At 34.7% G+C, this 24,900-nt stretch carries 21 protein-coding genes; 13 read left to right on the top strand and 8 right to left on the bottom strand.

Going from position 1 to position 24,900, the window contains the following annotated elements; genetic code table 11:
* Nucleotides 1–46: 46 nt before the first annotated feature.
* A complete protein-coding gene (locus BXU11_RS03940; protein ID WP_078211085.1) occupies nucleotides 47–661 on the bottom strand; it encodes a hypothetical protein in 615 nt (204 codons plus the stop codon).
* Between the two features lie 125 nt (nucleotides 662–786).
* Between BXU11_RS03940 and BXU11_RS03935 the strand changes: the two genes are divergently transcribed.
* From BXU11_RS03935 to BXU11_RS03900, 8 genes are all read left to right on the top strand, one after another.
* Nucleotides 787–2,304 carry a TROVE domain-containing protein gene (locus BXU11_RS03935; RefSeq protein WP_078212059.1) on the top strand — a complete coding sequence of 506 codons (1,518 nt, stop codon included), beginning with the start codon at nucleotides 787–789 and terminating at the stop codon, nucleotides 2,302–2,304.
* A 585-nt stretch (nucleotides 2,305–2,889) separates the two neighbouring features.
* Nucleotides 2,890–3,459: a hypothetical protein gene (locus tag BXU11_RS03930; RefSeq protein ID WP_078211084.1), complete on the top strand. Its 570-nt coding sequence runs from the start codon at nucleotides 2,890–2,892 to the stop codon at nucleotides 3,457–3,459.
* Nucleotides 3,460–3,520: 61 nt separating this feature from the next.
* Nucleotides 3,521–4,942, top strand: coding sequence for an RtcB family protein (locus BXU11_RS03925; RefSeq protein WP_078211083.1), 1,422 nt, complete (start codon nucleotides 3,521–3,523; stop codon nucleotides 4,940–4,942).
* 71 nt (nucleotides 4,943–5,013) lie between these two features.
* A complete protein-coding gene (locus BXU11_RS03920; protein ID WP_078211082.1) occupies nucleotides 5,014–5,763 on the top strand; it encodes a nucleotidyltransferase domain-containing protein in 750 nt (249 codons plus the stop codon).
* A gap of 51 nt (nucleotides 5,764–5,814) precedes the next feature.
* Complete coding sequence (gene avs2, locus BXU11_RS03915) at nucleotides 5,815–10,548, top strand: AVAST type 2 anti-phage system protein Avs2 (protein WP_078211081.1); 4,734 nt, start codon at nucleotides 5,815–5,817, stop codon at nucleotides 10,546–10,548.
* Nucleotides 10,549–10,551: 3 nt separating this feature from the next.
* Nucleotides 10,552–11,628, top strand: a complete 1,077-nt coding sequence (locus tag BXU11_RS03910; protein WP_078211080.1) for an MBL fold metallo-hydrolase — start codon at nucleotides 10,552–10,554, stop codon at nucleotides 11,626–11,628.
* A 451-nt stretch (nucleotides 11,629–12,079) separates the two neighbouring features.
* A complete protein-coding gene (locus tag BXU11_RS03905) occupies nucleotides 12,080–12,796 on the top strand; it encodes a pirin family protein (protein ID WP_078211079.1) in 717 nt (238 codons plus the stop codon).
* Nucleotides 12,797–12,843: 47 nt separating this feature from the next.
* Complete coding sequence (locus tag BXU11_RS03900) at nucleotides 12,844–13,368, top strand: NADPH-dependent FMN reductase (RefSeq protein WP_078211078.1); 525 nt, start codon at nucleotides 12,844–12,846, stop codon at nucleotides 13,366–13,368.
* Between the two features lie 140 nt (nucleotides 13,369–13,508).
* Here the strand turns inward: BXU11_RS03900 and BXU11_RS03895 are convergent, their stop codons facing one another.
* The 3 genes from BXU11_RS03895 to BXU11_RS03885 form a co-directional block, all read right to left on the bottom strand.
* The gene (locus tag BXU11_RS03895; protein WP_223253664.1) at nucleotides 13,509–14,066 is read right to left on the bottom strand and encodes a hypothetical protein; all 558 of its coding nucleotides are present in this window, start codon (nucleotides 14,064–14,066) and stop codon (nucleotides 13,509–13,511) included.
* Between the two features lie 158 nt (nucleotides 14,067–14,224).
* On the bottom strand, nucleotides 14,225–14,776 hold the full coding sequence (locus tag BXU11_RS03890; protein WP_078211077.1) for a sugar O-acetyltransferase: 552 nt from the start codon (nucleotides 14,774–14,776) through the stop codon (nucleotides 14,225–14,227).
* Nucleotides 14,777–14,814: 38 nt separating this feature from the next.
* A complete protein-coding gene (locus BXU11_RS03885) occupies nucleotides 14,815–16,446 on the bottom strand; it encodes a hypothetical protein (protein ID WP_078211076.1) in 1,632 nt (543 codons plus the stop codon).
* Between the two features lie 145 nt (nucleotides 16,447–16,591).
* On the opposite strand from BXU11_RS03885, the gene fabD reads away from it, so the two are divergent.
* Nucleotides 16,592–17,464, top strand: coding sequence for an ACP S-malonyltransferase (gene fabD / locus BXU11_RS03880; RefSeq protein ID WP_078211075.1), 873 nt, complete (start codon nucleotides 16,592–16,594; stop codon nucleotides 17,462–17,464).
* Nucleotides 17,465–17,599: 135 nt separating this feature from the next.
* The gene (locus tag BXU11_RS03875) at nucleotides 17,600–17,851 is read left to right on the top strand and encodes a hypothetical protein (protein WP_139363432.1); all 252 of its coding nucleotides are present in this window, start codon (nucleotides 17,600–17,602) and stop codon (nucleotides 17,849–17,851) included.
* Between the two features lie 40 nt (nucleotides 17,852–17,891).
* Here BXU11_RS03875 and BXU11_RS03870 read toward each other — a convergent pair whose 3' ends face one another.
* The 4 genes from BXU11_RS03870 to BXU11_RS03855 all read right to left on the bottom strand — a co-directional run bounded on the left by BXU11_RS03870 (nucleotide 17,892) and on the right by BXU11_RS03855 (nucleotide 20,771).
* Nucleotides 17,892–18,218, bottom strand: coding sequence for a hypothetical protein (locus BXU11_RS03870; protein ID WP_139363431.1), 327 nt, complete (start codon nucleotides 18,216–18,218; stop codon nucleotides 17,892–17,894).
* Nucleotides 18,203–18,361 carry a hypothetical protein gene (locus BXU11_RS17815; RefSeq protein ID WP_189318498.1) on the bottom strand — a complete coding sequence of 53 codons (159 nt, stop codon included), beginning with the start codon at nucleotides 18,359–18,361 and terminating at the stop codon, nucleotides 18,203–18,205. Before BXU11_RS17815 ends, BXU11_RS03870 begins: the two co-directional genes overlap by 16 nt.
* A 156-nt stretch (nucleotides 18,362–18,517) precedes the next feature.
* Entirely contained in the window at nucleotides 18,518–19,531 is a 1,014-nt protein-coding gene (gene galE, locus BXU11_RS03860) for a UDP-glucose 4-epimerase GalE (RefSeq protein WP_024981387.1), read from the bottom strand.
* A gap of 109 nt (nucleotides 19,532–19,640) precedes the next feature.
* Nucleotides 19,641–20,771 (bottom strand): DegT/DnrJ/EryC1/StrS aminotransferase family protein, encoded by a 1,131-nt coding sequence (locus BXU11_RS03855; protein ID WP_078211072.1) that lies wholly within the window; start codon nucleotides 20,769–20,771, stop codon nucleotides 19,641–19,643.
* Between the two features lie 141 nt (nucleotides 20,772–20,912).
* Here BXU11_RS03855 and BXU11_RS03850 point away from each other — a divergent pair, with 141 nt between their 5' ends.
* From BXU11_RS03850 to BXU11_RS03840, 3 genes are read left to right on the top strand one after another with little or no spacing between them, the layout of a single operon-like run.
* Nucleotides 20,913–22,145, top strand: coding sequence for a 3-deoxy-D-manno-octulosonic acid transferase (locus BXU11_RS03850; RefSeq protein WP_078211071.1), 1,233 nt, complete (start codon nucleotides 20,913–20,915; stop codon nucleotides 22,143–22,145).
* Nucleotides 22,142–22,585 carry a GNAT family N-acetyltransferase gene (locus BXU11_RS03845; protein ID WP_078211070.1) on the top strand — a complete coding sequence of 148 codons (444 nt, stop codon included), beginning with the start codon at nucleotides 22,142–22,144 and terminating at the stop codon, nucleotides 22,583–22,585. Before BXU11_RS03850 ends, BXU11_RS03845 begins: the two co-directional genes overlap by 4 nt.
* A gap of 35 nt (nucleotides 22,586–22,620) precedes the next feature.
* Nucleotides 22,621–24,780, top strand: a complete 2,160-nt coding sequence (locus BXU11_RS03840; protein ID WP_078211069.1) for a S46 family peptidase — start codon at nucleotides 22,621–22,623, stop codon at nucleotides 24,778–24,780.
* The last annotated feature ends 120 nt before the right edge of the window (nucleotides 24,781–24,900 follow it).

The following is a 24,900-nucleotide window of genomic DNA, read 5'->3' as shown; positions in this document are numbered from 1 at the left end:
TGGCGAACCCCGCCACAATAGGATGCCGTTTCCATCCCTCACGCAGTCACGTTACTAAAGAAATCTCTTTTTTAATATTGGTTCTTGCTTTTTCCTCATACAAACTTCGAAAGGTTTCCGTTCGAAAGATAAATTCATTTTCTAAAAAATGTTCCAAAGCTTTTTTTCTTCCGGGTTTGTATAAAAAATCAGGATACATGCGGTATTCTTTCCGAATCTGACTGCAATAGATTTGATACGCTTCCCAGTCTTTAGAAAGTATTTTCAAATCAAAATCAATCAACCAGTTGATGTCTTCTATCTCATTATGCTGATGGAATTGTGTCGCACAAATGGCTTCAAAAACCAATTGTTCATCCATAGTCACGTGCTCTCCCAAAATAGACAAAGCGTGGTTAGCACTTTTCAATTCGTTGTCTTTTCGAGTCGCTTTATAAACATAGTCGTGGTAGAAAATACTATACAAAACCTTATTAGGCTTTTTGAGGTAACTATGATAAATATCAAACAATTCAATCATTTCCTGTACATGGTTCAAATTATGATAGTGTCGCGATTGTCCTAAATAAGCTTTTTCTAAATCCAGCCATAAACCGCTAATTTCATTATGATTTACACCAATTGAAACTAACAATTCAGAATGTCTTTCTTGCAAATTCATAAGTCTTCTTTGCTCAAAAATACAATTTCTTTTTTGCTACGCAAAATAATTGCGTAGTAGTTCTAAAATCTTTGTACCATCAAAAAGAAACAACAAATGATTGTTTAATTTTAAAACTAGAAATTATGAAATTCAATTTTTTAACCAAACAGAAAAATACCATTGTTAATTATGAAAATACTATTGCTTTTCCATTAACTCCAGAATATGAATTGTATGCAGCTGTTGTAACAACAAGTTTAAATACTTCTTTCTATGAAAAAGACACCGATCGTTTGGAAAGAATCAAAAGTTTAATCCAAAAAAGCAATCGAGTATTCGTAGCAAAATTGGCGGTTTATGTCCGAAATGAAATGCATATGCGTTCGGTGCCATTGGTTTTGGTTGTTGAATTGGCCAAAATATATTCCGGTGATTCTTTGATCAGTAAAATGATTTCTCATGTAATACAGCGTGCCGATGAGATAACCGAATTGTTGGCGTATTATCAAATGGCAAATAATCGCAATGATGTTAAAAAATTGAACCGTTTGTCTAAACAAATACAAAAAGGTTTGGCAGTTTCTTTCAATAAATTTGATGAATACCAATTATCAAAATACAATCGGGACGGTGCTGTGAAATTGAAAGATGCTTTGTTTTTGGTACACCCAAAGGCAAAAGATGAAGCACAGCAAATATTATTCAATAAAATTGTAAATAATACTTTGCAGACACCTTATACTTGGGAAACTGAGTTGTCAAATTTGGGTCAATTTAAGTATGCTAACGAAACCGAAAAGCAAAAAGCCTTCACTCAAAAATGGGAGGAATTGATAGACAGCAACAAAATTGGCTATATGGCTTTGATGCGTAATTTGCGTAATATATTAGAAGCAAATGTTTCTGGTTTTCATATAATGAAAGTATGTGATTACCTTACTAATGAAAAAGCGGTTTTGAATTCAAAACAATTGCCATTTCGATTTTTAGCTGCTTATCGTGAATTGAAAGAATTGAAGTTGAAATATACTTCGATGGTTTTGGATGCTTTGGAAGATGCTGTTATGATAAGTGCGCAAAATATAAAAGGTTTTGACATCAATACATCTGTTGTGATTGCTTGTGATGTTTCAGGTTCGATGCAAAAAAATATTTCTCCAAAAAGTAAAGTAATGCTTTACGATATTGGTTTGATGTTGGGTATGTTGATGCAGAACCGTTGTAAAAATGTCGTTAGCGGTATGTTTGGTGATCGATGGAAAATAATCAACATGCAAAAACGAAGCATATTGTCAAATGTAAATGAATACTATAAACGTGAAGGTGAAGTCGGTTACGCAACAAATGGTTATTTGGTTTTGGAAGATTTAATAAATCGAAAAGAAATAGCTGATAAAATAATGTTGTTTACAGATGTTCAAATGTGGAATAGCAATTCGACAAACAATTCATTTGCAAATTCCTGGAACCGATATAAAACTATCGCACCAAATGCTAAATTGTATTTATTTGATTTGGCAGGTTATGGTCAAACACCAATAAACATCGAAAAAAAAGATGTGTATTTAATAGCCGGCTGGTCAGATAAGGTATTTGATGTTTTAAATGCTTTAGAGGATAAAAACAGTGCATTGAATTATATTAATCGAATAGAATTGTAGAAAAAAATCTACTGCGTAAAATTATTGCGCAGTAGTATTTGAATCTTTGCAATAGAAATGTTCATTGAAAATAAAAAAACAAGTGCCGTAAAAAAGAATTCCTTCGTGTCATAGGTTCGATTCCTATCATATCTGAAATATAATAAAAATAGAAATGTAGCTCAGTTGGTAGAGCAGAAATATCTTTTTGAATGTTGTCTTGTTTTATAAATAAAAAAGAATGTCGTAAATAAGAGTTACTTCGTCCAAATTTGGGGAGGAATAGCGAAGTTGTAAAATCAGCAAGGTTATCCAGTTCGACTCTGGCAAGACATGCCCCGTTTCTCTTATTGCTTTTTACTTCTTTTTATATTAGATGCCGTATATAAGTGCTACTTCGTTGGTTGATTTAATTAGGTTCGAATCCTAAAATATCACTTATAGTATATTGCTCTAAAAAGAGTGTCGTCAGGAAATGGATACTTCGTCCAAAGAATATAAACCCATTCCTAAACATTACCTCTTTTAAAAATTATTAATTTTAAAAAAAGTTGAGAAAAAATTCACAGTAATAATTGAATCTTTATAAAAATAAATTGACAAAACATGGGAAGTTCTGAATTTGAAATCCATCCTTTTAATGAAGTTTTCTATATAGAATCTTTGTTAAATAAAACACGTGCAATTTTGAATGATGTTGAATCATTAAACGAAATTTGGAAAAACGGGAATCATGATTGTAAAAATGACGATGCAATTCTAGATATATTTCAAAATATCATTGTTAATATAGCAGGAATTTCACGATTTTTTTGGCCTTCAAAGAATATTGCAAATTATAAAATTAGAGGGAAAAAGTTGTGCGAAGTATATGGCATTAGAGATTCAAGTGTTTTAAAAAATCGAGATATGCGAAATCATATTGAACATTTTGATGAAAAATTAGATGATTTTTTAAAAAAATTTACTAATGGAATAGTAATGCCGAAATATGTGGGACCAATAACTTATGTAGATGATTCAAGAATATTTTTTAGAGCATATTTTTATGATAAACAAGTTTTTAAGATGCTCAATGTTGAATATGAAATAAAACCAATTATAGATGAAATAAATCGAATTCATGAAATTTTGCTACTACAGCAAGAAAATGGTGGACGGTTTGTATTAAAATAACTATAGAGCAGTAAAGACCCTTTATTATTATAAGTCTTTGCTCCTTTGAAAGAAAATAAAAATGAAAACACCCATAACAGGAAACGATATAAAAGCACTTGGATTCCCTGAAGGAAAAACAATCGGAATCGCTTTAAAAATAAACAGTAAAAGAAATGGATTCACAAGAGATGAAATGATAGCACATTTCAAAAATGTATTAGAAACTCCAGAACAATATGTAGAAGATACAATTTTCAGCTCATTGGCTGTTGCACTAATCGAGAAAGCCAATGAAAAACCAGAAGATTTTATCGCTCTAAACCAAAATCCAACTGCGTATTCCGCTTATGGATTAGAATATATCGAAGAGGGTGCCAGAAAACAAATGGAAGTCGCGATGAAACTTCCCGTTACCGTTGCAGGTGCTTTAATGCCAGATGCGCATCAAGGTTACGGATTGCCCATTGGCGGAGTCCTAGCCACCAAAAATGCCATTATTCCTTATGGTGTGGGAGTCGATATTGGGTGCAGAATGGCATTGTCGGTCTATGATATTCCAGAGGCTTTTTATTATGAGAACGAAGCAAAATTCAAAAGAGAATTGATTGCTCATACTAAGTTTGGTGCAGGACATGGCTTTCATGGACAATACAAATCAGATCATGCAGTTTTAGAAAATGATGCTTTCAATCTGAATCCGTTTGTGAAAAATTTAAAAGACAAAGCTTGGTCGCAATTGGGTTCTTCTGGTGGTGGAAACCATTTTGTGGAATTTGGAATTATCGAGTTTGAACAAGACGATGTCCTTTTGAATATTCCAAAAGGAAAATATGTGGCTTTGTTAACGCATTCTGGTTCACGTGGAATGGGCGCAACCATTGCGGGACAGTATACCAAAATTGCCAAAGAAGTTTGTAAACTTCCAGACGTGGCAAAAAACTTGGCCTATTTAGACCTAAATTCCCAATTGGGTCAAGAATATTGGCTAGCGATGAATTTGGCTGGTGACTATGCCTCGGCTTGTCACGAGATTATCCATAACAAAATACAGCAGGCTCTAGGTGCAGAAGTTTTGACAAAAGTCGAAAACCATCACAACTTTGCTTGGAAAGAAATCTGGAATGGCGAAGAAGTAATTGTACATAGAAAAGGTGCAACTCCTGCAGCAAAAGGCGTGATGGGAATTATTCCTGGTAGTATGACCGCGCCAGGATTTTTGGTTAGAGGAAAAGGCGAGGAAAATGCCATCAACTCCGCCTCACACGGTGCTGGTAGACAAATGAGCCGTACGCAAGCCATCAAAACTATCACTCCAAACCAAATGCAAACCATCCTGAAAGATCAAGGCGTAACGCTTATTGGCGCAGGACTAGACGAAGCCCCAATGGCCTACAAAGACATTCATCAAGTAATGGCTGCTCAACAAGAACTGCTTGAAGTTGTCGCAAAATTCACCCCAAAAATGGTACGAATGGCTGATGACGGAAGTAGAGAAGATTAGTTTTAAAAGACAAATTCGCATCTCTTTTTTGCGAATTTGTCTTTTATTATTTGTTAATTTATAAAATAGAAATGAAAGATAAAATCCTCCATAAATTACAACAAATAGAACACGAAAAAGGCGTGACCCTACTCTATGCGGTAGAATCTGGCAGTCGTGCCTGGGGCTTTGCCTCGCCCGATAGCGATTACGACATACGTTTTATATACCGCCACGATTTGGACTATTACCTCTCGCTTTGGGAACAACACGATGTGATTGAGTTCATGACCGAAGACGATTTAGACGGTAGCGGTTGGGATTTACGGAAAACCGTACAATTATTAGCCAAAAGCAATGCACCTTTGCTGGAGTGGCTGTACTCGCCGGTGGTGTATTATGAAAATGAGACGTTTGCTACCCAAATGCGTGCTTTGGCCAAAGACTGCTTCTCGCCTATCGCCTGTTTGCACCATTATTTGGGCACGACCAAAAAATTCATGGCCGTATGCGAGCAAGATGAGGTAAAACTAAAAAGTTATTTTTATGCGTTACGCACCGCCTTAGCCGGAAAATGGATTATAGAAAACATCAGCTTTCCGCCCGTTGCTTTTGCCGACTTGCTGCCCATTGCGCCACAAAACATACAAGATAAAATAAAAGAATTAATGCAACTAAAAGCCCACCAAGACGAAAGTTACTTACACCCAAAAGAAACCTTGATCACTGATTTTTTGATAGAAACGATACAGTTTAATCAGGAGAATGCGAGTAAGTTGAGAAGTGGGAAGAAGATGAGTGAGGAGTTGGATGGGGTTTTTAGAAATCAATTAAAAAATTAATAAACTATCTGAGTAGATATTTTGAGATACGTTTAAATAAAATAAATCTTTATGATTAATTCATCTTTAGATAAAACAATTTCTAGAATTACAGTAAGGCTAAAAGCTAGTGACGATAACTATATCGGTAGTGGTGTCATATACTATCAGGATAACTTCAAAGACAAAGTTTATATACTGACAGCTTCACATTGTTTGTTTACAGATGCAGATCAGTTCCAGAACCAAAGAAATGAAATCTATATCGATTTATTAAAGTCGAATTTCTCCGATTATGAGACAATTAAAGTTCAAGTAGATTCAGACTTACTATTTACATCTGAAAAAAAAGATGTTGCTGTTTTAATTTTAGATAAAAAAGAAGTTGAAGGTATAATTGGAGAAATTCCTAAAATATCTTCTGTAAAAGAAAGAAGTACTTACAGTGGTTTCATAACAAAAGGCTTTCCGAAAGCTACTTTGGGAGAGGAAATTGCCGTATTATATCCGACTTGGTTGCAACATTTTGAAAATGATAGATTTCAAATCGAATTAAATGAAGCGTATTCAGCGTATTCTACTCAAGGATTTTCTGGAAGTCCGATATTTTTAATAGCTGGAAAAGAGATTTATCTCTATGGTATTTTTACTAGATTCCGACCTGAAGAAAAAGGAAAAGTAATCTATTGCCAATATGTTGAAACAATTAATGAATTATTAGATATAAATTATTTACAAAAAATATCTTTTAGTTATTTTGGAAATTACGGATTAACTCCCGATTTTTTTAATAAACACATACAAAATGCAATTAAAAATTTAGGTCCACGATTTAATAAAGATTTAAATTTTCAATTACCTATTGCAAAAATTTTCAATGATATTGCAAAAGATAATTTATTCTTTAAACGTTTTTTAAACATAGTTGATAAATGGGTTATAGAAAAAGGCTATAGAAAAATAACGAATAATATTCATCTTGATAAAACTGAATCTGATTATGTTGAACTAAAACAAAAAGTAACCCATTGGATTAAGAAACAAGAAAATTCTGTTACTGAAAAAATAGAAATGAATTGGATATTCAATTCTATAGACAAAATCAATGAAGAAATTGAAGTTAAAACAACTGAACTTTACAAATTACAATGGGAGGAAGAGAAAAAAAACAAAGATATCCCAAAAGATTATAATTATCGGTCTCCTTACGAACAAGAAATCAGTCGATTAAGAGAGATTGAGCAAGATAGTAATGAATTTATTGATAATATATCGAATAAAGTAAATGTCAATTTAGCTAATAATCCTTATCTAATAATCAAAGGAGATGCTGGAAATGGAAAATCTCATTTACTCGGGGATATAGCAAAAACAAGAATCGAAAGGAATTTACCAACATTGTTATTACTAGGACAGCATTTTGTGGATAGCAAAAATATTTGGGAAAACATCAATTCTAGCTTATCAATTTCTTGTACAAATAAGCAACTGTTAGAAACTTTAAATAACATAGGGAAACATATTGGTTCGAGAGTTTTAGTATTGATTGATGCTATAAATGAAGGTGCTGGAGCAAATTTGTGGGAATCACAAATTGCTGGTTTTATAAATGAATTTCATGAATACCCTTTTGTTGGTTTAGTTTTAACTATTAGAACAACCTATTTGGATTTTGTAATCCCTGAAAATGTAAAAAACAACTCTGTTATAACCTTTAAAAACCACGAAGGTTTCAAGGGAAATGAATATGCAGCACTAAAATTATTTTGTGAATTTCACGATCTAAAACAACCACATTTTCCGATACTTGCACCCGAATTTACAAAACCATTGTTTTTGCAACTAATCTGTAATGCTATTAAAGATACGCCAGATAAAAATTTCCCTCAAGGTTTTCAAGGTGTTAGCAAAATATTTGAAATTTACATTGATTCAATTAATTTAAAGTTCCAGAAAAAACGTGAAGAGTATAAATATTCTAATGTTGTCCTTGATGCAATTCATAAAGTTGCTTTTGCAAATTATAATAATGAAAACAAATTATTACTTCTAAAAGATGTAAAGAATTTACTAAAAGTAGAGTTTCCAGACAATAAACTTTTACTAAATGATTTGATTGAAGAAAACATATTTATTACAAATCCACAACGAAACTATAAAAGTAATCAAACAGAAGAAATTTTATACTTTGCTTATCAGCGATTTGGAGACTTTTACGTTGCTGATGAATTATTAAAGAAATTTGAAAATCAATCTGAAGTTATTGAGTTATTTAAAAAAGAAAATGAATTTGGAAAGTTACTTTCAGATAGAAATGGATATTGGTACAATGACGGAATTTTAGAAGCATTTTCTATATTATTACCCGAAAAATTTAATCTTGAAATTTTTGAAGTTTTTAATTGGTATTTTGAATGTGATGAAGATAAACTTCATAAACACCACGTCATTGGTGAATTAAACAGGTTTTTATTAGACAGCTTGAATTGGAGAAAAATTGAGAGTATTGATAATGAAAAATTAGTCAATTGGTTTAGAGGAGAATACTTTCGCATCTCGGATGATGATTATTTTTACAAACTGACTGAATTATCTACAGTTATAGGTCATCCTTTTAATAGTGATAGGCTATTTAGAATTTTAAAAAGCTATAGAATGCCTCAAAGGGATAGCTTTTGGCAACAACATTTAAGGTATTATAGCGGATATAATGACGATAATACTGCATGTCCTATTCGCAGATTAATAGATTGGGCTTGGACTCCGGATATTTCAAGTAAATTAGACTTTGAGACTACAAAACTTACTGCACAAACATTAACTTGGGTTTTATCAAGTACTAACCGTAAATTAAGAGATCAAACAACCAAAGCTATGGTCAATCTTTTGGAACAACAACCAGACGCCTTGATACAAATATTGAAGAAGTTTAAAAGAATTGATGATTTATATATTTCAGAACGGTTATATGCTATAGCCTATGGATGTATTTTAAGAACTGAAAACATTGATTCAATTAATAAAATAGGAATGTTTGTTTATAAGTCGGTTTTTAAAAAAGGAAATCCTCCAAAGCATATTTTATTGCGAGATTATGCTCGAAATACAATTGAATATGCAATTTATAAAAATCCAAAGATTAAAATAGATACAAATCTCATTAAACCTCCGTATAAAAGCAATCTTCCAGAGAGATTGCCTTCAAAAGAAGAAGTATTAAAATATAATTTTCCTAATAATGGCAACGAAGCAAAAAGAGATTACAGATTAATGAATAATCGAATTTATCATTCTGTTACTGGATTTGGAGATTTTAGTAAGCATATTGATGGATGTTTAGATGACTTTGCACCCACAAGTTTTACATTTGAAGTTGAGTATAAATTGTTCTATAATTCATTAGATAAAAATAAAAGGAAGTTTTTAAATACAATAATTTCAATATTTAAAACAAAGGCTCAGTCTAAAGAAAACCAATACCGCTTTAGAAATGATTTTGGGATTGACAAATACAATGCGCATATAAAGTCATTGGAAGATTTGGTAAGTAAATGTCTAGAATTTATTGACAGTACATTTGTAAATGAAGAAAAAGCCCTTGTAATAAACAAAGTCCTACCTTATCTAGAAGCCAAAAACGAATATAAAAATTGGAAGCTAGGCAAAACTAACATTACTTCTTTTAAATATTGGATAATTGACAGAGTATTTAAACTTGGTTACAACCATAAATGGCACGGTGACTATGATGATCAAGTTAGCAGATACAATTATAGAAATGATAATAAAATTGACCGAATTGGAAAAAAATACCAACAAATAGCATTATTTGAAATTCTTGCAATGATTTCGGATAATTATAAGCTCAATAAATTTAGTTGGAGTAGCGATAAAAAATATGAGTTCTACAAAGGAGCTTGGCAATTGTACATTAGAGACATTGACCCTGCATTTATAGTGAAAAACATTGAAGAAGATGAAGAAAATGATGATTTAGGTATTCTAAATGAAAAAAAAGAATGGTGGGAAGATTTAGATTATAAATATTGGAATCAACCAAACTCTGAATGGATTGAAAAATTAGAAGATTTACCAAACCTTAAAGATGTTTTAGAAAAAAAAGATTTAGATAATAAGGATTGGATTTACTTAAAGAAGTTTACTTCTTGGGACGAACCAAAGCCTATAGGACAAGACAAATATGAAGTTCAACGAAAAGAATTTTTTTATAAAATACAAGGTTATTTAGTTAATAAGAATCATAAAAAGAAAATAATTAATTGGCTTGCTCAACAAAATTTTTGGGGTAATTGGATGCCTGAAAGTAGTGACCATAGTCATTTGATAAATCGGGAAAAATTTTGGTCACCAGCCTATTTTGATAGTGATGAAGAATTAAAATGGAGTGCGATACGAGATACAAACCTAAAAGTTATTATTGCCTCTACAAATGCCGTTAGTAATATGAGCGATGATAAATCTGGTGCTCAATTTAGTTATGATATGCCTTGCAAAACAATTTTTGAGGGTATGAATTTACAATATGCGCCAATTGATGGTGAATTTAAAAATCAATTTAATGAAATTATTGTAACAAATAAGAATTACAAAGGATTACTTATAAAAAAGAAAGAATTTTTAGAGTTCTTGATTCATAATAATTTAGACGTAATTTGGACTGTTTTAGGAGAGAAAAGTTCATATAATTCAAGAAGTAATAATAATTATTATAAGGAATTAAGTGGTGTCTATTCTATAGAAAATGGTGAAATAAAAGGTAAAATGGTTTCATTTGAAAGAGATTAAAATATGGAAATCAAATTTTTTCAAGCAGAATGTGGAGATGCTTCATGTATTAGGTTTTTGGGGAATGATAATAAATATCATAACGTTTTTATTGATTCAGGTTATGAAAGAACATTTCGTCATGTTTTAGAAAATGAAATTCAGAATATTGTTGTCAATAATGAAATCATTGATTTATGGATTATTTCACATATCCACGATGACCACATTGGCGGTGTAGTTAAATATATTGATACTATCAATGATAGGGAATATAGTGATATTGTTAAACAATATTTTTACAACCCGCCTAGGATTTATAGTGTCAATAAATCTGCAAAGAGCATTAGTGAATTTAAAAGTATAGGCCAGGGAGATGTATTCTATGAATATTTAAAAACAAACAATAAGCTTTTAGATTATGATATTACAAATTTGATTGAGCCAATTGAATTATATGGTTTAAAGTTGACAATCTTGTCACCAACTTCTAATAAATTAGATCGTTTAAGATCAAAATATCCTTTGGATAGTAATAAATTACTTGAAAGAGAAGAAGATGAAAAAATAAGCGAACCGGTTGCTACAAAACAAAATGACTACAAAACACTTATCGATGATTTCAATTTAGATAAATGGAAAGAAGATGACTCCGTTGAAAATGGAAGTAGTATTTCGGTTCTTACTGAATATAATAATAATAAAATACTTTGGTTAGCAGATTCACACCCCACTGATATTGTTAAATCATTAACAAAACTAGGATTTAATCAGGATAATAAACTAGTGTGTGACTGGGTTAAAGTTACTCATCATGGTAGTAAAGGAAATAATGGTGATGCCCTTTACAATTTAATTGATTGTAATAATTATTTGTTTAGCGTCAATGGAGAAAATAAACATAATTTACCCTCTAAAGAATGTATAGCTCGAATTTTAAGAAATAAACAACGTTCCAAAAACTCAAAATATAATTTTCATTTTACTTATGATAATGATACCTTAAAAAATATATTCAAAATAGAAAATGAAGATATTTATATTAAATATAACTTTGAAGTTTTATATAATGTAAATAAGTTTATTAAATTACAACTATAAAGTTAAATCGTTACTTAATCATAATGACCACCCAAAACCTCCGCTCCCAAAACGGCATCCTTTTCAAAGTCATTTCAGGGAGTTAGTAATATCACACCTGTCAGTTTTTTGAAACCTGACAGGTGTAATCAAAAAAAGATGTAAATGACCATCCAAGACCTAAAATCCCAAAACCACATTTTTTTTCAAAGTCATTTCGGGGAGTAAGTCGTTTGGGTTAGCTACCCCAACCCCATCAACCCATACCAATCGGGTTCTGGAGCATTCCTCAAAGTAGAAACACTTCCGCTTAGGAGCCTTCACAAGTCGAGAATCAAAAGTCGCACTTACTTTTATAAAACCACAATCCCTGCTTTTTTGAGGTCATATTTTTTTCTTAATCTAGGTTAAGTGACTTTTGCTCACAACGAGCATACCTTTGTATCCTAGTAATCACTAAATTTATACGAAGATGAAAAAATCAGTTTTACATACCGCAGATTCAAGAGGACACGCTAACCACGGATGGTTGAATGCTTATCATAGTTTTAGCTTTGCTAGTTGGTACAACCCCGATAGAGTGCAGTTTGGTATGCTACGCGTTTTGAACGACGATACTGTTGCTGCGGGAATGGGCTTTGGTACGCATCCACACGATAATATGGAAATCATCACCATTCCGTTAGAAGGCGATTTGGCGCACAAAGACAGTATGGGCAATGCCGCAACTATCAAAACGGGCGATGTACAAGTAATGAGCGCCGGAACGGGTATTCAGCACAGTGAATTCAATCCGAATGCGAACCAACAAACCAAGCTATTCCAAATTTGGTTGTTTCCAAAATACCGCAATGTAGCACCTCGCTACCAACAAATCACTTTGGACGTTACCGAGCAAAAAAACAATTTTGCTCAAATTCTATCGCCAAATCCAGACGATGCAGGGGTATGGATTCATCAAGATGCTTGGTTTTATTTGTCTGATTTTGATGCCGATTTTTCTAAAAAATTAGCCTTACAAAAAGTAGGTAACGGTTTTTACATTATGACTATTGAGGGCGAAATAGAAGTCAACGGAGAAAAACTGAGCAAAAGAGATGCCCTTGGAATTTGGGATACTCCAGAAATTGACATCAAAGCAACAACAGCTGCTAAATTTTTGGTGATGGAAATCCCGATGGAACAATAAAAAAAGTAGTCAGTGATCAGTTCTTAGTAATCAGAAAAATGATAATTATGAAAAAAATACTAGCCTTTGGCGCATCGTCTAGCGCGACCTCTATCAACAAACAATTGGCAACCTATGCCGCACATCAATTTGCCAACGCAACAGTTGAAGTTTTTGATTTGAACGACTACGAAATGCCCATTTTCTCAATAGACAAAGAAACCAAAACCGGAATTCCGCAACTAGCGCACGATTTTCTTACCAAACTGGGCGGTGCCGATGTTATTGTCATTTCTTTTGCAGAACACAATGGCGCCTATTCGACTGCTTTCAAAAATATTTTGGATTGGACTTCCCGCATCAACGGTAAAACCTTTCAAGAAAAACCAACGCTTTTGCTCGCTACTTCTCCCGGACCACGAGGAGGTGCTTCGGTTTTGGAGATGGCCAAAAACAGATTTCCTTTCCAAGGAGCCGATGTTAAAGGTGCTTTTTCGTTACCAAGTTTTGCCACCAATTTTGATGCAGAAAAAGGAATCACCAACGAGGCGTTGAAAGCACAATTGCTAGAAATTATTGCTTCAATAGAGTGAGAAGTGAAGAGTGAGAAGTGAGGGGTGAAAAGTATTTAGCGATTTCATTTAGCAATCACTCTTTGCATTAAAAGCTACGATTAGTTTTTGTTACAACTTCATAACTTATAATTCATAACTTATAATTCATAACTCATAACTCAAAACACCTTCTCAATAGCTTCGATGGCTTTGTAAAAGTCAATGGGTTTTACTTCTTCAAAAAAGTCGATTTCGTGGGTGTGTGGCAAGAAATCTGAAATAATACGCACGATAAAATCCTGTGGTTGTTTGAGATACATAAAGGTATAATCTTCCATATTCACCACGGTGCGTTCGGCCAAATTAGTGGTTTTGACAAATTTATCCGAAGTTAACGAAGACAAACAAAGCAAGTTCGTTTTGGGTTCCGTCAAAATAGGTTTACCGTTTTCGAACAATTGTCCTTCGTAACCATAAAGAGAAGCATTGGTAATTTCAATCGGCATTCCTAATTGCAATTCGGCTGGCAAATTTTCGGGTTTTCCTACGATGGCGGCAAAGCCGATTAACACACACAAATCGTGCGCAGGCAAATGCATCATCGCTTTGGCGGTGGTTTCTCTTCCCACACCTGAGATTACGATTTGGTAGTCATTTTGTAAAGATGGAAAGCGTTGCAAGGCATTTTGCACTTTCTCGGCTTCGATTTCCATTGGGGTAAGTAGGATAACTTTCATTCTTTTATTTTTTTGGGATGTTGGCTAATCAAGCCTTTTCTTGCCTTCTAGCCCCGGTAGTAGCGGCATCCTTTGTGGCCGGGGTTCGGCCGCAAAGATACAGCGGATGACGGGACTTTACCTATAAAAAAGCCCCTTCTTTCTGCTCCTAAAAAAGTTTACTGCAATTTTCGAATGACACGCGCGGGATTGCCTACAGCCAGCGAATGTGCCGGGATATTCTTGGTCACCACCGAGCCGGCGCCAATCGTGCAACCGTCGCCAATGGTCACTCCGGGGCAAATCACGGTATTGCCGCCAATCCAGCAATCATCGCCAATCGTGACGGGTTTGGACAGCTCGAAGGTGCGTCGTTCGACAATATCCAAGGGATGCGAGGCGGTGTAAATATGTACGCCTGGCCCAAAAAAGACGTTGTTGCCAATGGTGATTTTCATCGTATCGAGCACCACACAATTGAGGTTGAAATAGACATTCTCGCCCGTGTGGATGTTGTACCCATAATCGCAATGAAACGGCGGCTCTATATACAAACGCTTGTGGGCATTGGGTAATAATTGCTTGAACAATCCGCGTGTTTTGCCGTTTACGATATACTCGGCATTGATTTGTTGCAGCATTTTCTTGGCCCACAATCGCTCTTGCACCAATTGTTTGTCGTTGCTGAGATAGGATTCGCCAGCGAGCATTTTTTCTTTTTCAGAAGGCATTGTCTTTATGATTTAACTACAAAAATAAATAAAACGCTTTACTTCTTGCTCAAGGTTAGATTTTGAAAACTAGAAATATCTACTACTTTTTCAAGGTCTAAATCATAGGTGATTTTGATAGAATCTCCCACAACAGTTACTGGTAATTCGCTCGAAATTTGTGAAGAACCTACATAAATAGTGGGTGATTTTCGCAGGGTGAAGTAATAAAAACTATTGCCGTTTTTGACGTCGTTTTGAATTCTTGTCACCACCGATTGAATGATTTTTTTATTGGCTACCGAATTGGGATTAATCTTATTATCGGCCATATTATACACATTTTTGTATGCAGTAAGGGTCTCACGCATCGTATTGCCTACGCCCACAATCGTATAGTCAGAAATGGCAACCATAGCAAACATTTTGACCAATCCACCCTTGTCTTTTAAGGTCATTACGTAGGTAGGAATGGAATTGATGTTATATGGAATTGGCATAGAAGCAGTATATTCTTTTTCTTGAACTTTACCTTGGGCTGAACTTTGAGCCGCAAATTCGGTAGCGCCACCTTGCTTGTAAAAAGTGGTTTCTTTGGTACGGGTATCAACCAATACAAAGCCCACGGCAGATTCGTCTTTACCGGTTGAAGTGATGCCTGTATACCAATATGATTTATTGTCTTTTCCATACACCAGAGTCATCCCTTCGGTGATTTGTAATTTGTCTTCATTTGAAAAATTAAAATACCCGTGAATTAGCGTTCCCCAATCGTCTAATTGGTCTTCGATAAAATCTATAGGCTGTATGCGGTCTACCCATTTTGGTGTGTTGGCAATGGAATATTCTTGAATGGCTCCGTTTTGTGCATCGACTACCAAAACACCAGTAGCATTATTTCCAGAGAAACCAATGGTTTTGTCATAGGTTGTAATCACCCAAAACGGCTTTCCTTCGTCATTAATTTCAAAAGTAAAATCGGTTAAGCCAATGGTTGCATACCCGTTAAGATACGCGTGGCGATGAATTTCGGACTGAAAATAAGCTGAAGGTTGGTATTTTATTTTTAAAGGTTTCCCGTCAATTTGCTGAACCAATTTTACATCACGCTCATTAGTAGCCGAAACCATAACATAACCCGCAGTTCCTTCGGAATTATTAATCCATTTAAAAAAACCAGAATGCAACAATGGAGCTACCCAATACAATTCGTTTTGTACTTTTTGAATGCAAAAATGTCCCAACTCTACTTGACTTCCTAAAGCTGGTTGCGAGCCTAATATTTTTTCGCCCAATAAATACGCCAATTCTTCATCGACTACACGGATTTTGTCTATGGCGATAGGTGCAATATGTTGGGTAATTTTTTCACCTTTATGCACTTTGCCAAGCAATTGTTGGTACGCCTCGCTTCTGAACATTTTTACCGTTGTAAACAATGGGACAATAGTTACATAAAAAAGTAAGACCAATATACTGTAATAAAATACCTTGTGAGGTACCTTCAAAACTGTTGTCTTGTGGGTTTTCGGGTCTACTTTTAGTTTAATAAAAAATAAACTCACTACTCCAATTAACAATAATAGAAAGAAAGGCAATTTGAAAAAGCCATAGTTAAGTACCGGCAAACCGAAATAAATCAAAAGGAATGCGATAAAAACTGTAAAGAATACTAAGATTACTTTTTTCATAATTTGAAGAGATTTACCTATTAGTCTTTTAATTTTTTAAACGTTACAACCAGTAAAAAAGAAAAGGCAGGAGTGTTTTTTTTACATTCCATAAAAATAGTACTTTTGCTGCTACTAAAATTATTTACGACATAAACATACTATTATGAAAGCATACGTTTTTCCAGGTCAAGGCGCACAGTTCACAGGAATGGGCAAAGACTTATATGAGAACTCTCCACTTGCCAAAGAATTATTCGAAAAAGCTAACGAAATTTTAGGTTTCCGCATCACCGATATTATGTTTGAAGGTACTGCAGAACAACTAAAAGAAACCAAAGTAACACAACCTGCAGTATTTTTGCACTCGGTTATTTTGGCCAAAACTTTAGAAAATTTCGCACCTGAAATGGTCGCTGGACATTCTTTGGGTGAATTCTCTGCCTTGGTAGCCAATGGCGCTTTGTCTTTTGAAGACGGATTGAAATTAGTTTCTCAAAGAGCATTAGCGATGCAAAAAGCGTGCGAAATTACCCCTTCGACTATGGCAGCCGTTTTGAATTTAGACGACAAAATAGTAGAAAACATTTGCGCTTCGATTGATGGTGTTGTGGTGGCAGCAAACTATAACTGTCCTGGTCAATTGGTGATTTCTGGGGAATACAAAGCTGTAGAGTTAGCTTGCGAAAAAATGAAAGAAGCAGGTGCTAAAAGAGCGTTGATTTTGCCTGTTGGTGGCGCTTTTCACTCTCCAATGATGGAGCCAGCTAGAGAAGAATTAGCCGCAGCTATTGAAGCGACTACTTTTGCTACTCCGATTTGTCCTGTGTACCAAAATGTAACGGCAAGCGCAGTTTCTGACCCTAACGAAATCAAGAAAAACTTAATCATTCAGTTGACTGCTCCTGTAAAATGGACACAATCCGTGCAACAAATGATTGCAGACGGAGCAACATTATTTACCGAAGTAGGTCCTGGAAAAGTATTGACCGGACTGATTGGAAAAATCAATAAAGAAGCGGCTACTGCGAATGCTTAGAAATTTCAGATAGCAAATTTCAGAATTTAGATAGCAATTCTTATCAACAGTATCCTCATAAACGTAAAGTTTGTGGGGATTTTTTGTTTATCTTTAGTTTTCAAAAAAATAACAACCCATAAAAACACATTGATTATGAAAAAAATAATTTTAGGATTGGCTTTTTTAGCTGCGGTAACCGTTTCTTGCAAGGAAGAAACCAAAGCAAAATTGGATGAAGCTAAAGAGGCTGTAACCTCAGAAGTAGAGGAAAAAATTGACACCGCTACAGTAAAGGTTGAAAAAGCGGTTGATTCACTCAAAGCCAAAACCGATAAAGCGATAGAAAAAAGTACTGAAAAACTAGACAAAGCTGCCGACAAATTGAAAGAAGCTGCTAAAAAGTAACAAAAAAGCCGAATCCCTCAGGATTCGGCTTTTCTTTTATTTACAACTCTTTCGCTTCTTCACAATGATTATTGCTAATTCCAGTAATCAAAATAGCAGTTGCTTTCTTTTCGAAAAAAATGTACCAAGTAGTCCTTTTATTCGATTTGTAAAAAATATAATAGGTGCCTAAATGACTGATGTTTTTCGGAGCTATTTTATGTATATCCAGTTGACATCTTTCGAAAGTAGCATCATAAATCCTTGAGACATATTCCTCAGCAGATTCGATAAATCCAAAATACTCTTTTTTGTATAAAATCTGAACAAAATCATCCAAATCAGCAATTACTTTGGGGGTAAAAACAACTTTTATTTTCCCCACCACGCTCTAATTCTTCTTTTAGCTTCTTCTTTTGCTTCTTCTGGAGTCAATCCATTAGCGAACTCCGTATCGAAATCAAATGTTGCTCGATCTATTCCTTTAGGCTTCACCTGCGAAGATTCATAAACCACGGCTGGTTCCTCCACTTTGGGCAATTTTGAGGATATTTTTTTAGCACTCATTCTTTTATATTTTTACCTAACGAATTTACAAATAGTTCTTTAAAGAAAAAAACACCAAATTATCAAGGGATACTTTGGTGCTTCTTACTGATGACTATTTACTGATGACTGAATACTTTTTTACGAGCGTATTTTCTGTTCCCACTTCCAGGCGCTTGCCATCGCTTCATCGAGCGTAGACTCGGCTTTCCAACCCAAAACTGTGTTGGCTTTATGGGTATTCGCATAGGCTTCTGTGATATCACCTTCTCTTCGAGGCATGATTTTATAAGGTAATTTTTGACCACTTACGCGCTCAAAACTCTGAATCACTTCGAGTACTGAACTTCCTTTACCTGTTCCTAAGTTAAAAGTCTCTACTTTTTCTGTATTTTTCTTGTCTAACAAGCGCTCTAGAGCAATAACGTGTGCTTTGGCTAAATCAACTACGTGAATATAATCGCGAACCGCTGTACCATCAGGCGTTGGATAATCATTTCCAAAAACCGATAATTCTTGGCGCAATCCAATTCCAGTTTGCGTGATAAATGGGACCAAATTTTGTGGCACACCAATTGGCAATTCTCCAATTTCGGCACTTGGATGGGCTCCAATAGGATTGAAATAGCGCAATAAAATCGCATTGATAGACGATGCTTTTGCAGTATCTCTAATGATTTCTTCTCCTACTTTTTTGGTATTCCCGTAAGGTGACATGGGTTGTTGTACAGGAGCATCTTCGGTAATAGGCATTTTTTCGGCCTGACCGTAAACGGTACAAGAGGAACTAAATATAAAGGAAGCTGCATCTTTTTGTTGCAATTCTTGCAATAGATACACTAAGGCTGCAATATTATTTTCGTAATACAACAACGGATTCTCAACGCTTTCTCCTACAGCTTTGGAAGCTGCAAAATGAATGACTCCTGCAATATCTGAATATTCTTTGAAGAGCGCCTGCACGGCTGCTTTGTCGCGCATATCGATGTTTTTGTAATGCGGCGCAATTCCAGATATGCTTTCGATTCTTTGTAAAACGTCAATAGACGAATTGTATAAGTTATCGACGATTAGGACTTCAAATCCTTTGTTTTGCAATTCTACTACGGTGTGAGAACCGATGAAGCCTAAGCCTCCTGTAACCAATATCTTCATAATTGTGTGGTTTGGGTTAGCCCTGATGGAAGCGGCATCCTTGCTTGGTCTCGTTTTTTCTACGAGACCAAGCAAGATACAGCGTACAGCAGGAAATAGCTCCTAAAAACTATCCTAAAAATTCTAAAACACTATCGGTAATAAATTTAATTTGCTCATCATCAAGCTCAGTATGCATAGGTAAAGATAACACTTCTTGCACCAACTGATTCGTAACTGGAAAATCTTCTTCTTTATATCTTGGATCCAAATAAGCCTTTTGTGCGTGCAATGGAATTGGATAATAAATAGCACATGGAATACCTTTATCCAACAAATGCTGCATTAATCCATTGCGATCTGCGTTGATGATGCGTAAGGTATATTGATGAAAAACATGGCAATCACAGATGTCACAAATACTTGGCGCAATGATATTAGCGTGATCTTGAAAAGCCAAGGTATATTTGCGAGCTGCATCTTGACGCGCTTTGTTGTATTGATCTAACAACGGTAATTTGGCATTCAAAACTGCTGCTTGAATACTATCCAAACGTGAATTTACGCCCACCACATCGTGATGGTATCTTTCGTACATTCCGTGGTTTACAATACCACGAAGGGTGTGTGCCAAAGCATCATCGTTAGTAAAAATAGCGCCACCATCACCATAACACCCTAAGTTCTTAGAAGGAAAAAAAGAAGTCGCTCCTACATGACCGATAGTTCCCGCTTTCTTTTTGGTACCATCTGAAAATTTGCAATTGGCACCAATAGCTTGTGCATTATCCTCGATTACGTATAAATTATGCTCCTTTGCCAAAGCCATAATCGCTTCCATATTAGCAGCACGACCAAACAAGTGTACGGGTACAATCGCTTTGGTTTTTGGAGTAATGGCTTTTTTGATAGCTTCTAGAGAAATGTTCATATTGTGCATCTCAACATCTACCAAAACTGGGGTAAGTTGCAATAATGCAATCACTTCTACGGTTGCTGCAAACGTAAAATCGGCAGTGATTACTTCGTCTCCGGGCTGTAAACCCAATCCCATCATCGCAATTTGTAACGCATCGGTACCATTGGCACATGGAATGACGTGTTTAACTCCCAAATACGTTTCTAATTCTTTTTGAAAAGTATGCACTTCAGGTCCGTTGATGTACGCATTGGTATCTAAAACGTTTTGAATTGAGTTATTTACTACGTCTTTTATTTTATCATATTGACTTTTTAAGTCAACCATTTGGATTTTTTTCATTGGAAAATAATTTAAAGTTTGAAAATAAAGAGAAAATATCCTGATTTATTTTCGAAAAAAAGTGAGACAAAAATAGTCATTTAATGCCTTAGCACAATGAAAAACCATAAAGAAACTGTATTTTAGCCAAAATTTAATCATATGTTTTTTTTGTACAATTGCATTGTTAGTCTTGCAGGATTGCTGTTAAAAATTGTAGCGCTTTTTAGCCCAAAAATGGCGCTTTTTGTTAAGGGTCGCACTATTGTTTTTGAAACTCTAAAAGATAAAATTCAGCCCAACGACAAAACGATCTGGTTTCACGCGGCCTCTCTAGGCGAGTACGAACAAGGACTTCCAGTTATTGAGCAACTAAAAGAAAAATTTCCTTCTCATAAAATTATCGTCACTTTTTTTTCGCCTTCAGGTTACGAGGTACGAAAGAATAATACTGTGGCTGATTGCACGGTTTACTTACCATTGGATACTCAAAAAAATGCCAAACAATTCATTGAGTTAGTAAATCCCGAGTTGGTTTTCTTTATCAAATACGAATATTGGCCGAATTACTTAAACGAACTCAAAAAACGAAACATCAAAACCTATTTGATTTCTGGAATTCTTAGAGAAAACCAAGCGTTTTTTAAATGGTATGGTGGCTTTTACAGAAAAGCATTAGACGCTTTTGAATTCTTTTTTGTGCAAAACGAATCTTCCAAAAAACTCTTGCAAAGCCTTGGTCACCAAAATGTTTTGGTTTCTGGAGATACGCGTTTTGACCGTGTGAGTACCATTTTAGAAAAAGACAACACCCTTGATTTCATATCCGAATTCAAGAATGACAAAATCACAGTTGTTGTAGGTAGTTCGTGGCCAAAAGACGAAGAAATCATCGCCCAATACATTAACGATTACGGCAACGAAAACGTAAAATTCATTATTGCTCCACATAATATAAAAGCTGAGCAAATAGCAAACTTAAAAGCACTAATCACAAAGTCTACCGTCTTATTTTCTGAAAAAGAAACCCAAACACTCTCGGATAAGCAGGTATTTATTATTGACACCATTGGGATTTTAACCAAAATCTACAGCTATGCCGACATTGCTTATGTAGGTGGTGGTTTTGGAAATCCTGGCGTACATAATATTTTAGAACCCGCTACTTTTGGAATTCCAATCGTAATTGGCCCTAATTATTCGCATTTTGCAGAAGCGACAGCTTTAGTAAAAATTAAAGGCTGCATTTCCATCAAAAACAAGCCTGAACTTGAGTTAATATTTAACGAATTGTTAAATAATACCACAACTAGAGAAGAAAAAGGCGAAATTTGTAGCATTTATGTACAAAACAACAAAGGTGCAACTACAACGATTTTAAATCAAATTTTATGATTCAATTTGAGCTACTACAAAAAAAAGATATTGAGACTGTTACAGCACTCATGAAAGATTTTTACGCTATAGACCACTACCCTTTTGACGCTTTAGTCGCTAAAAAATTATTTGAAGAATTCATTACCAACAAAAACCTAGGCGAATGTTGGTTGATAAAATACAATAAAGAAATAGTCGGCTATGTGATTCTAACGTTCATTTTTAGTTTTGAATACCAAGGTAAAATTGCATTTTTAGACGAATTATACCTTCAACCCAAGGCCCAAGGCAAAGGAATAGGAAAAAAAGCCATTGCTTTTACTCAAGAATTTTGCCATAAAAACAACTTCCGATTAATGTATTTAGAAGTGGAAGAGCATAATGAAAAAGCACAACAACTGTACTTAAAAAACGGTTTTACCATTCACAAACGACAATTAATGAAATACCATTTATAAATTCAAAAACTCAATTCTAATCCATAACAAATACTATGAAATTTTTAAAACTACTCTTACTCCTTTTTGTTTTTCAAACCTATGCCCAACAAGGCGGCATGTGGATTCCTTCTCTTTTAGAAGGGATGAACGAAAAAGAAATGAAAAGCTTGGGTATGAAAATGTCTGCTAAAGACATTTACGACACCAACAAATCAAGCTTAAAAGATGCTGTTCCTCATTTTAACGGAGGTTGTACCTCAGAAGTAATTTCACCAAAAGGACTTTTATTAACCAATCACCACTGTGGCTACGGACAGATTCAATCACACTCTAGTACCGAACACGATTACTTAGCCGATGGTTTTTGGGCATTCAAAATGGAAGACGAATTACCTAACAAAGATTTAGTAGTTACCTTTATTGTAAAAATTGAAGATGTTACTAAACAAGTTTTGGAAGGCGTAAATACACTATCAAATGAAGCCGAAAAGCAAAAGAAAATCCAAGAAAACATTAGCGCTTTAAGCAATTCATTTCCAAAAGAAGCTTGGCAAGAAAACAAAATTCGCACCTTTTACGACGGTAATCAATACTTGCTTTTTGTTACCGAAACCTTCAAAGACGTACGTTTAGTTGGTGCGCCACCAACATCAATTGGTAAATTTGGTTCCGATACAGACAACTGGGTTTGGCCACGTCATACCGGAGATTTTTCACTTTTCAGAATTTACGCTGATAAAAACAATCGTCCTGCAGCCTATTCAAAAGACAATGTTCCGTACACTCCAAAACATTTCTTACCAATTTCTTTAGACGGAATTGCAGAAGACGACTTCACCATGGTTTTTGGATATCCAGGAAAAACCAATGAATACTTACCTTCTGTTGCGATCAATCAAATTGCAAACGAATTGAATCCTGCCCGAATAGAAATCAGAGAACAAGCCCTAAAAGTTGCGGATGGCTTCATGAGAAAAGACAATGCGATCAAAATTCAATACGCTTCAAAATACGCTGGGACGGCTAATTATTGGAAAAAATGGCAAGGTGAAACTTTAGGGATCAAAAAATCGAATGCCGTTGCGGTAAAGAAAGAAGCAGAAAAGAAGTTTCAAGAAAACGTGATTAAAGCCAACAAACAAAAAGAATACGGCACACTATTGAGTGACTTCGAAAAATACTACAATGAAATTGCGCCTTATGCTCTAGCAAGAGACTATTTTAACGAAACCGTACTTAGAAACACCGAACTACTTTCTGTTGCGTTTAAATTCTATCAATTAGAACAAATTCTAAACACTAAAGGAGAACAAGCCTTTACCGATAGAAAAAACAATCTCTACAACGGATTAGGGGATTTCTACAAAGACTTTAGCCCAATAGTAGACGAAAAAGTATTCGAACAACTACTCGTTTTATACACCACGAAATCTCCAAAACAATTTCTACCTTCTTCTTTGAACAATATAGATGTAAATCAACTTTCCAAAAACATCTATTCTAATTCTAAACTTACTTCTTATGCAGGCGCTAAAGAATTACTAACTGGTGACACCAAAACAGTACTTAGCAAAATCAATCAAGATCCTGCTTTTGTTTTAGTAAAATCTATGGCTGATGCCTTTTTAAAAGAAGTAGCTCCTTCTTATGATGCTTTGAATTTAAAAATCACAGAGTTGCAACGCAACTATATGAAAGCACAATTAGAATTAAGTACAAAAGAATCAAGAATATTCCCAGATGCTAATAGCACACTGAGAGTCACTTATGGTAAAGTAAAAGGATATGAACCTAGAGATGGTGTTTACTACAACCCTGTAACTTACTTGGATGGTGTAATGGAAAAATACATCCCTGGCGATTATGAATTTGATGTTTCTCCTAAATTAATTGAACTCATCAAAAACAAAGACTATGGCAATTATGCTGAAAACGGAAAAATGCCTGTTTGTTTCATTGGAACCAATCATACAACAGGGGGAAATTCTGGTAGTCCAGCACTAGATGCTCAAGGAAATTTAATCGGCCTTAACTTTGATCGCGTTTGGGAAGGAACAATGAGCGACATCTATTATGACCCAAGTATTTGCAGAAATATCATGGTAGACATGAGATACGTTCTTTTTGTAATTGACAAGTATGCAGGTGCCAAAAATCTTATCGAGGAACTACAATTAGTTCATCCTAAAAAAAACAAAAAAAGTAAAAAATAATCCCTAGCCATAACTATTTTAGGGGTAAATAATAGTTTGGCACACTATTTGAAATGTACCCTAATGAGAGCACAGGATATAATTCAAAAAAAATCCAAAAAAATATTTTGCGTATTAATT

This window comes from Flavobacterium sp. LM5, assembly GCF_002017945.1.
Taxonomy (GTDB): domain Bacteria; phylum Bacteroidota; class Bacteroidia; order Flavobacteriales; family Flavobacteriaceae; genus Flavobacterium; species Flavobacterium succinicans.
The sequence above is the reverse complement of the archived record's forward strand: the minus strand, read 5'-3'. Positions and strand labels throughout refer to the sequence as shown.